Annotated in this window: 10 protein-coding genes; 6 read left to right on the plus strand and 4 right to left on the minus strand. The window is 32.7% G+C overall.

Annotation, left to right across the window (positions count from 1 at the left end; translation table 11 throughout):
* Window positions 1-34 precede the first annotated feature (34 nt).
* Entirely contained in the window at window positions 35-1,096 is a 1,062-nt protein-coding gene (locus tag SOR60_RS09590; RefSeq protein ID WP_320595819.1) for a hypothetical protein, read from the plus strand.
* Window positions 1,097-1,341: 245 nt separating this feature from the next.
* On the opposite strand, the gene SOR60_RS09595 is transcribed toward SOR60_RS09590, so the two are convergent.
* Genes SOR60_RS09595 through SOR60_RS09605 form a run of 4 tightly spaced genes read right to left on the minus strand, consistent with a single transcriptional unit; the run spans window position 1,342 to window position 5,136 of the window.
* Window positions 1,342-2,889: a recombinase family protein gene (locus SOR60_RS09595; RefSeq protein ID WP_176269804.1), complete on the minus strand. Its 1,548-nt coding sequence runs from the start codon at window positions 2,887-2,889 to the stop codon at window positions 1,342-1,344.
* Window positions 2,855-4,585, minus strand: a complete 1,731-nt coding sequence (locus tag SOR60_RS09600) for a recombinase family protein (RefSeq protein WP_176269803.1) — start codon at window positions 4,583-4,585, stop codon at window positions 2,855-2,857. Before SOR60_RS09600 ends, SOR60_RS09595 begins: the two co-directional genes overlap by 35 nt.
* A 49-nt stretch (window positions 4,586-4,634) precedes the next feature.
* Window positions 4,635-4,856, minus strand: coding sequence for an SHOCT domain-containing protein (locus tag SOR60_RS10540; protein WP_407654232.1), 222 nt, complete (start codon window positions 4,854-4,856; stop codon window positions 4,635-4,637).
* Window positions 4,783-5,136, minus strand: a complete 354-nt coding sequence (locus SOR60_RS09605) for an RNA polymerase sigma factor (RefSeq protein ID WP_176269802.1) — start codon at window positions 5,134-5,136, stop codon at window positions 4,783-4,785. Before SOR60_RS09605 ends, SOR60_RS10540 begins: the two co-directional genes overlap by 74 nt.
* Window positions 5,137-5,319: 183 nt before the next feature.
* Between SOR60_RS09605 and SOR60_RS09610 the strand changes: the two genes are divergently transcribed.
* From SOR60_RS09610 to SOR60_RS09630, 5 genes are all read left to right on the plus strand, one after another.
* Window positions 5,320-5,511: a helix-turn-helix domain-containing protein gene (locus tag SOR60_RS09610; protein WP_176269801.1), complete on the plus strand. Its 192-nt coding sequence runs from the start codon at window positions 5,320-5,322 to the stop codon at window positions 5,509-5,511.
* Window positions 5,512-5,577: 66 nt separating this feature from the next.
* Window positions 5,578-6,264, plus strand: a complete 687-nt coding sequence (locus SOR60_RS09615; protein ID WP_320595820.1) for a DNA-methyltransferase — start codon at window positions 5,578-5,580, stop codon at window positions 6,262-6,264.
* Window positions 6,261-7,331: a DNA cytosine methyltransferase gene (locus SOR60_RS09620; RefSeq protein WP_176269799.1), complete on the plus strand. Its 1,071-nt coding sequence runs from the start codon at window positions 6,261-6,263 to the stop codon at window positions 7,329-7,331. Before SOR60_RS09615 ends, SOR60_RS09620 begins: the two co-directional genes overlap by 4 nt.
* Window positions 7,324-9,177 (plus strand): McrB family protein, encoded by a 1,854-nt coding sequence (locus tag SOR60_RS09625; RefSeq protein ID WP_320595821.1) that lies wholly within the window; start codon window positions 7,324-7,326, stop codon window positions 9,175-9,177. The genes SOR60_RS09620 and SOR60_RS09625 overlap by 8 nt, the downstream gene beginning before the upstream one ends.
* A 4-nt stretch (window positions 9,178-9,181) precedes the next feature.
* The coding region (locus tag SOR60_RS09630) for a hypothetical protein (RefSeq protein ID WP_320595822.1) at window positions 9,182-9,481 on the plus strand (300 nt) is incomplete at its 3' end.

Consider the following 9,481-nt stretch of genomic DNA (forward strand, 5'->3'; position numbering starts at 1 on the left):
ATTGCAGGATTGAAGATATAGTGGAGTATCAAAAATGAAGTTAAAAGAAAAAAGTACAGATTTATGGGTCTATGATTTATTAAAAGAGGCAGAATTAAATTTAGATGCACAAGGTTCTAACATAAAAGAAATAGATGAGGCGCTTAAAACTGCGTCTAAAAGAGGAACTGGGAAAGTAGGGTTTCCTGAATATGTAGGAATAGTTAAAGACTTTATTATTGTTATTGAAGATAAAAGTTCTATTTCTATGCATGAAAAAAGAACAGAAGAAGAAATCTTAGCAGAAGATATTACTTCTATTTGTGATTATGCTGTTAATGGTGCTTTATTTTATGGAAAACACCTAATAAAAAATACTTCTTATACAAAAGTAATAGCTATTGGAGTTTCTGGAAATGAGAAAAAGCATAGAATCAGTCCTATATTTGTTAATGATAGAATGGACTACTATGAACTTCCTGAAATAGAAACATTTATTTCCTTTAGCGAAGATAATATTTACGAATATTACACAAAAGAAATCTTAAACGAAAATACAGATTTTGAAAAAGAAACTAAAGAAATTTTAAGAGATGCAGCATTATTACATGAAGATTTAAGAAATTATGGTTCAATTCAAGATAAAGATAAACCATTGATTGTTTCAGGGATTCTACTTGCCCTTAGAGAAATAGAATATGGGAATTTTTCTATTGACATGCTAACGGGCGATTCTAAAAAAACAGATGGGCAAAAGATTTATGATGCTATTAAAGATAACTTAAATAGAGCGAATGTATCTCCTGATGTAAAAAGAGATAAATTATTAAATCAATTTTCGGTGATTAAAGATACTACAAAAATTAATCAAATAGATACTAATCTAGGGAAAACACCAAATAGACATTATACAGAATTCCTATATAAAAGTATATTTCAATCAATTAGATTTCATCAAAGTGGAGAAGATTATTTAGGAAGATTCTATGGGGAATTTATGTCTTATTCTGGTGGAGATGGGCAATCTCTGGGAATAATATTAACCCCAAGACACATTACAGAACTGTTTTGTGATTTATTAGATTTAAAACATACTGATAAAATAATGGAAATGTAGTCCAACGATAGGATACATTTTAACAGTTGAAAATACGGCTGTTTCAAGCCTTTCTGTTAAGTAGCTCAATCATTTGACCTGAAAATCGGGTCTTTTTTTATTGCCATTTTTTCTGAATTCAGTTTTTTGCACACCACCTTGATATAAAAATTCCTAAACCTTTTAACGGATAAATAATAAGGGTGTGCATATTGATTAAATGAAAGAGCCTTGCTGGATTGACGATTCCAACAAGGCTCTAAGTGTTATATTCCATTTGCATATTTAAATTCAAAACTTCCATCTTCATGCACCACCATTTTTTCAAGCATCAAGTTCCAAAGCAAGGGGTCAAATTCTTCAAGAGGTTCTAAGAGATTCAGCTTTTCTATGAAGAAGTCGTATTTCAGTTTTCTTGATTCTTTTTCACTAATTTCTTTTGCCAATCTTTCGTAGTTTTCTTTTTCATCATTAAAAGCATTTACCAACTTTTCATATTTTTTAGCATATTCTATTTGGTCTTGACTGGTCTTGGAATTGTCTTCTATTAGTTTCTCAATCTTTGCTTTACAGGCATTCATTTTATCGATGGATAACTCAAGAGAAACTTGAAGTTGGGAGGTATCAAAAATATCTTCTACCATTTTTAAATCTTCTAAAATATGCTCTTTATTTGCTATTAGCTCATTTACAGAGTCTATAAAAGCTTTTTTAATATTTTCTTCATATAGATGAGGAGTTTTACAAGGTTCTTCTTTTTTCGTATATTTCTTGTTGCATCTCCAGATGGTGCGTCTATATTTAGTATTAGAATGCCAGGTCTTTGGTCCATAGTATGTACCACAAGAGCCACATAGAATTTTGGAAGAAAAGATATGGTGATTGTACTTAGGTCTGTTTTCAAGCATATCCTGTACAAAATCCCAAATTTTAGGCTTTATAATTGCCTCATGGTTCTTTTCTACATAGTATTGAGGTATCTCCCCTTCATTTATTTTTTTCTCTTTGGTCAGAAAATTTACTGTGAAAGACTTTTGAAGAAGGGCATCACCTTTATATTTTTCATTTGTGAGTATCGACCTAATACTACTCGTGCTCCACTTTTTCTTCCCTTGAATGGTAGGAATGCCTTCTTCGGTTAATATCTTTGCTATCCTGTAAGGGCTGTAACCTTCTATGAAAAGATGGTATATCCTCTTTACCAATTTTGCCTCTTCTTTATTGACTACCAAGTTTCCGTCCGGTCCTTTATCGTAGCCTAGGAAGTTGGCAAATGGAACGGTAACTTTGCCGTCAGCAAATCTCTTCCTCTGTCCCCAGGTTACATTTTCTGAAATAGATCTTGACTCTTCCTGTGCGAGTGAGGACATAATAGTAATTAATAATTCCCCTTTGGAATCGAAAGTCCAGATGTTTTCTTTCTCAAAATAGACCTCAACACCTGCGTCTTTTAAATTTCTTACGGTTGTTAAACTATCCACCGTGTTTCTTGCAAATCTTGACACCGACTTGGTGATGATGAGGTCTATTTTTTTATTCAGTGCATCTTCAACCATATGGTTAAAGCCTTCCCTATATTTCGTATTTGTTCCTGAGATTCCTTCATCTGTATAGATACTTACAAACTCCCAGTCGGCTCTTTGCTTAATATAGTTGGTGTAGTAATCCACCTGTGCCTCGTAGGAAGTAAATTGCTCATCTGAATCGGTAGATACTCTGGCATATCCCGCAACTCTTCTTTTAGTAACCTGAACAGTCGATTTGGATGAATATTTTGTCTTAGTTGCCGGTATCTGAGTTACTTTCTTTTTCATGTCTTTGCCTCCATAGTTCTTTTTGAATTTTGCTCATTTTCTTTTTTGTTTCTTCCGAGTGTTTAGGCTTTGGACTTATTGGATTTTCATATTTATAAGTCGCCTTTTTGCCGTCTTTGTAGTGAAAAGTCAAAGTATAATCATTGATACTTATATGACTTAATTTCTCTATCATTATGTCTTTATCAAAGGCTTTAAGTCCAAGTTCCTTAGCTGTAAGTTCTTCTAAAACACTCAAATTTACAGGAGAGTTTTCACAGATGCTTTTCTTGCTCGAGCAGTAGTAGCAGATGACTATGTCTCCATTTACATGGTACAGCTTTTGTCTTCTGTAGCTTTTGCCACATTTCTCGCATTTTACAAAACTTGTAAATTCGTTATAACGGCTTATCTTTCGATTTAGATTAGGATCTGACCTTTTCTTTGAATAGTTAAGTCTTACTTCATCTGTCCACCTATCTTTTTTGGCAGTGGATTTCCACTCCACTTTTTCTTTGTGACCGTCTTTAAAGATAAATTCCAAAAGTCCCGGTTTTAATACATTGATATCGGAAATTCTTTCTGTAAATACCTCTTCATCAAATTCATGAATGCCGAGAACCTCCGCACATTTATTTTTTAAAATGTACTCCGGGATTGAAGGATTGATGCAGCCATTTCTTCTTGCTTCTTTTTGCCCGGCACACATCCAAACGGCATACTTTCTTCCGGCTTGATTTCTCTGATTTCTTTGGTAGTTCCTACCACAAGAACAGTGGATTTTACTTGTAAGACAAGTTGTATTAATTGCTCTATTGGCGAGTGCTCCAAGTTCTCTTCTTCTTGCCATTTCTTCTTGTACCTTATTAAAAACATCAAGCTCTATTATTTTAGGATGCGTGTTTTCCGTCCAGTACATAGGCAGTTCACCTTGATTTTTAATTTCTCTTTTAGTTATAAAGTCGGTATAAGTCTTTTGCAGTTTGGAGTTGCCTGTGTACTTTTCCTGTCTTAAGATTGCTCTTATGCTTGAGGGACTGAAGGGATTTCCCGTAAGACCTTTTATATTCTTTTCTTGTAATTCTCTAGCAGTCGTTTCAGCTGATTTACCGTCCAAGAAGTTTTGAAAGCAGTATCTTATAACCTCAGCCTCTTCTTCTACCAAATTAAACTTCTCTCCATCCCATCTGTAGCCATAGAGTACAAAGGAGTTACCCTTACCTTTTTCAAAGTTTTTTCTGATTCCCCATTTAACATTGTTGGAGATGGATCTTGCCTCTTCCTGTGCAAAGGATGCAAGAATGGAAAGCATAAGCTCTCCGTCACCCGAGAAGGTCTTTATATTTTCTTTCTCGAAATGCACCTCAACTCCTATTAACTTTAAGTGCCTTACTATCTCAAGAAGATCTACAGTATTTCTTGCAAACCTAGATATGGATTTTGTAAGGATAAGGTCAATTTTTCCATCTTCACAGGCCTTTAACATCTCTTGAAATTGCTCTCTATTTGCAGTTGCTCCGCTTGTTCCTAAATCCGAATAGACACCTGCAAATTCCCAATCCTTGTTGGCCGTTATAAGTTCGTTGTAATAGCTTACCTGCTGTGATAGAGAATTTAAGGTTCTTCCTTTCGCTACAGAAACTCTTGCATAAGCCGCCACTCTTTTTCGTTTTTTAAGAGTGGGAAGTTTCGCTTCAATCTTTTGTATCCTTTTCATCAAACTTCCTCCTTATCAGTACTATATATCAATATATAGAGCCTCAAAGTCAAGCGATATCAAGCATAAAGCTAAGAATATCCGCATTATATTTCTTAGAAAGTTTTTGAGTCAGATCCTTAAATTCTCTTTGAGTGATGACATTTTCATCCCTTAATTTTTTGAAGATGAGGTAGGAAATATAAAACTTAAACTCATTATTCATGGCCAAACCTATCCTTGATGTAGCACTCATGAGAGCAGTACTTTCTATTTTTATTTCCATAAGCATTAAAAGGTTTATGGCAGTAAGAGCAAGTAAAAGAGTAATATGCCTTACGATTTACCTTGTCTAAGTTATTGTTCCACCAATCTTGTCTACACTTTGATGAGCAGAACTTTTTCCTTTCATCAATCTCACATCCGCAGTTTAAACAGATATGTTTCTTCTTTACACCAACCCCTGTAAGTCCATTACGTCTGCAGTAACTTTTAACCGTATTTATAGATATTTTAAGTGTGTCAGCTATTTCCTTATAGCTGTATCCCTCTTGTCTTAGTTTCTCTATCATGTTAATCCCTCCTACTAGCCCTAAGACAAAAAGAGGGTGTTTGTTAGGTGTGTGTAAAAAAGTTTCTCTAATAGATGACAATAAATATTAATAAATATAAATTAATATCATTTTATATTGAAAAAAATGGTGAAATGAGGTATAATATATAAAAATGTGCCAATAAATAATTAGGAGTAGCTTATGAATGAATTTAAAGAAGAAAGATATATAGGTTTAAAAGAGGCTGCTGAATTTCTGGATATTAAACCAGTTACACTAAGAAGTTGGATAAAAAGAAAATCTACAATGCCTGTTCATAAGGTTGGTAGGTTATGGAAATTTAAAAAGACAGAATTAGACGAGTGGGTAAAAAGCGGGAAAAGCTCGGAATGAAATCTGATGTTGAGGTAAGAAAGAATGATAAGTATTAACATATATAATGATGACTGTATTGAGGTTATGAGTCGATTAGAAAATGGCAGTATTGATTTAATATTGACTGATCCGCCGTATAATCTTGGAAACTTTATGAAAAATAGAGATACAAATTTAGGTAAAATGAGAAAAAATTTCTTTGGAGACGCTGGTTGGGATGATATGGATTTTAAAGAATGGGAAGAATCTATGAATAGATTTTTCGATAAATCTTCTAATGTCATTAAAACAGGTGGTTCAATGATTATTTTCATGTCAATATTGAAAGTAGAAACGCTTATAAAAATTGCTGAAACGCATGGATTTTATTATAAGACAACGGGAATATGGCATAAGACAAACCCAATGCCTAGAAACATGAACATACAGTTTGTTAATTCTACTGAGGCTTGGTTATATTTTGTATATAAAAAAAGGACAGGAACTTTCAATAATGATGGTGCTATGTATCATGATTTTATTGAAACGTCTGTAACATCTAATGGAGAACGTAGATATGGCAAACATCCGACTCAAAAACCTGAAATTTTAATGAGTCATTTTATTGATCTTTTATCTAATCCTGGTGAAACTATTCTAGATCCCTTCATGGGAAGTGGAACTACTGGAGTTGCTGCAAAAAAGTTAGATAGGAATTTTATTGGAATCGAGATAGATGAATGTTATTTTAAAATTGCAAAATCTAGAATTAATGAGGATAAACAAGCATGATTCCAAAAGTTATAGATTTATTTGCTGGTGCGGGGGGTCTATCTTTAGGATTTATGGATGCAGGATTTGAAATAGTATTGGCAAATGAAATAGATAAGTCGATTGCAGAGTCATACATTAAAAATCATCCTTCAACAAAAATGATAATAGGGGATATTACTAAACTTGATATCTATCAAAATTTTATTCCTTACAAAAATGTTGTTGATGTAATAATTGGGGGTCCTCCATGTCAGGGATTTTCACAAAAAGGAAAAAGAAAAACGATAAATGATGAGAGAAATTATTTATTTCAATATTTTGTAAAAGTAGTTTCAATTGTTAAACCAAAATACTTTGTAATGGAAAATGTGCCTAATATATTGACGTCTGAAAATGGTCTTTTTATAGAAGAGATAAATGAGTTATTTTCAAAAATAGGGTATTTCCTTGAATATGGTGTTTTGAATGCTTATGATTTTGGAGTTCCGCAAAATAGGCGAAGAGCAATAATTTTAGGTAAATATAAAGGAATTCCTCCAAAGTTACCGACAGGTTCAAGAGAAAAAGTAAGTATTTGGGATGCAATTAGTGACTTGAATTTTTTGAATTCTGGAGAGGGAGAAGAAAAAATGGAGTATGAAATACCTCCTCAAACTAGATACCAAAAAAGACTTAGGAAAGATAGCAAGATTTTATATAATCATAAAGCGACTAAACATTCAAAATTAGTATTGGAAAGACTTTCTATGATACCGCCAAATGGTGGCAAGGATTCTCTTCCAGCTGAGCACCTAACAAAATCCATATATAGTGGAACCTGGTCTAGAATGAAGATAGATGAACCATCAGTTACTATTACTACTAGATTTGATACGCCTTCTTCGGGTCAGTTTACACATCCTTATTTAAACAGATCAATAACGGTACGTGAAGCTGCAAGAATTCAATCGTTTCCAGATACATTTATATTTATTGGTACTAAGTCGTCTCAAATGAGACAAGTAGGAAACGCTGTTCCACCACTTTTAGCACGAAATATTGCGAGAGTTATAATTAAAGATATTGAGGAGAGGAAAAATGATTAGACCAGACAACCTAGAAATTTATGAATCTTTAGATCTTAAATTAGGTATAAAATCTTCACTACCAGAAGTTAAATCTACAATTGCTTTGTTAATTTTGCTGTGGGAATCCAATGACAGACCAGACATGTTGAAATATTCAGAACAGCAAAACAAGTCAATAGTAATCCCAGCTCAGCTAAAAAGTAATCTTATTAATTTTATTTATGAAAATGTTAGTGATTTTAAAATTATAGATGACAAGTTTGAATACTTAATAAATTCAAATAAACTTTATACTTCCCAAATGGAATCTCTAATTGTTGCTTTTGAGCTTATTTGGAGACTCGGCAAATTTAGTTTTGTTGATAAAGCAAAACCATCCAGCGCTGAGAGAACAGGATTAAATAGATACCCGAAAGAAATTTATTTTTCTTCAAATTTAGATTTAATACATAGTGTTATTTCTAATAACTTTGATGAATTTATTAAAGTGTTAATTGACTGGTTAGGTTATTCAGCGACTTTCGAACAAAATTATGAAACCACATTACTAATTGCCTTACAAGTTTTTACAGAAGGTTCTATATACAAGCTGAATGATAATGGTAAAAGTATAATTTTTAATCAAAATAGTATTTATAATAAATTATTGGACGGCAATGAAAAAATAGACATCAATGGAGATAGTGAATCTAAGGGGCCCTTGAGAGTCTTAAAGTCTGCTCTAAATGAAAAGATGAATCCTTATTTGGAATATAATAGTGGTGCTGTGTCAGTCAATCCTGAACTTAAGGATAGATTCGTCACTTACCAAAAAAGAGTTGAAACTTTTTTGAAATTGTCTACGACAGATTTTACTGATTTAAGAGAATTTCTAATAGGTAATAAATGCCAAAATGGTACAATCTTAGAAAAAACAGAAAGGCTTTCAGGTGGGGAAAACATCCTATTATATGGAGTTCCGGGTTCTGGAAAAAGTTATACAATAGAACAAGAATATTGTAACGATAAATCTAAGATAGAGAGAATAGTTTTTCATCCTGACTACATGAATACAGATTTTATTGGACAAATTTTACCTACGATTAAGGAAGACAAGACAATAACTTATGAATTCACCCCTGGTCCGTTCACAAGGATCGTAGAAAAATCATACAAGAACCCTAGCGATATGTTCTATCTAATTATAGAAGAAATCAATAGAGGTAATGCTCCCGCGATATTTGGAGATGTATTTCAACTATTGGATAGAAATAAATCCGGGGAAAGTTCTTATTCCATAAAAAACCATAATGTAGCTGAAATTGTATATGGAGACCCGGAACATACTGTATCGATCCCTTCAAATCTATCAATATTGGCAACTATGAATACAGCTGACCAGAATGTATTTACTCTTGACACTGCTTTTCAAAGAAGATGGGTTATGAGATTAATAAAGAACGATGTTTCAAAAGCGGAGCATGCAAAAGTTGAAATTTTAGATACAGGTGTAACGTGGGAGATTTTCAATAACACAATCAACGACTTTATTCTTGCAAATAACGCATCAACAATGTCATCTGAAGATAAAAGATTAGGTGCATATTTTATTACCAGAGACATTTTGGAATCAAAAGATGAATCAAAATTTGCTGAAAAAGTTATCAAATATTTATGGGATGATGCTTTTAAGTTTGCAAGAAATAAGTTGTTTGAACCTAGTTACAGAAGTCTTGAAAAAGTAATAGATGATTTTGCAGATTTTAGTGGGTTTGAGAGGTTTAATATTTTTACTTCAGAAGTTAAGGAACAACTGAGAAACAAAGTTAATATTAATCAGATAAATTTGACTGATTCGGATTCTGAAGAAAAATCGGAGGAATAGTTTTATGAGTGGATTTCAAGATGTTAATCCGGATATTCCTTTGACTAAGTATTGTAGGAATGCAACGAACAGAGAAGGAGATACTTTTGTTGGAATTAAATCAGAAAATATTGATGGTGAGCATAATTTATCTATTCATTTTCCGATAGGCTATAAAATATCAGATAATGAAGATGTCGTAAGAGATGAAATTTTAGAACTAGTTTCTGTATTACAAGAATATAATGATGAACGTTCTAGAATTTCTCAGATAGCACCGGAGCAAGTATTAAAAACAGTAAGATTTCCTGTTCAAGCATATATG

This window comes from Anaerococcus porci, assembly GCF_034090325.1.
Lineage (GTDB): Bacteria > Bacillota > Clostridia > Tissierellales > Peptoniphilaceae > Anaerococcus > Anaerococcus porci.

Excerpts from the sequence above, each read along its gene's own strand:
- SOR60_RS10540 (WP_407654232.1), bottom strand. The coding sequence starts at position 4,856 with ATGCTTATGGAAATAAAAATAGAAAGTACTGCTCTCATGAGTGCTACA.
- SOR60_RS09610 (WP_176269801.1), top strand. The coding sequence starts at position 5,320 with ATGAATGAATTTAAAGAAGAAAGATATATAGGTTTAAAAGAGGCTGCT.
- SOR60_RS09600 (WP_176269803.1), bottom strand. The coding sequence starts at position 4,585 with ATGAAAAGGATACAAAAGATTGAAGCGAAACTTCCCACTCTTAAAAAA.
- SOR60_RS09625 (WP_320595821.1), top strand. The coding sequence starts at position 7,324 with ATGATTAGACCAGACAACCTAGAAATTTATGAATCTTTAGATCTTAAA.
- SOR60_RS09620 (WP_176269799.1), top strand. The coding sequence starts at position 6,261 with ATGATTCCAAAAGTTATAGATTTATTTGCTGGTGCGGGGGGTCTATCT.
- SOR60_RS09615 (WP_320595820.1), top strand. The coding sequence starts at position 5,578 with ATGAGTCGATTAGAAAATGGCAGTATTGATTTAATATTGACTGATCCG.
- SOR60_RS09595 (WP_176269804.1), bottom strand. The coding sequence starts at position 2,889 with ATGAAAAAGAAAGTAACTCAGATACCGGCAACTAAGACAAAATATTCA.
- SOR60_RS09605 (WP_176269802.1), bottom strand. The coding sequence starts at position 5,136 with ATGATAGAGAAACTAAGACAAGAGGGATACAGCTATAAGGAAATAGCT.
- SOR60_RS09590 (WP_320595819.1), top strand. The coding sequence starts at position 35 with ATGAAGTTAAAAGAAAAAAGTACAGATTTATGGGTCTATGATTTATTA.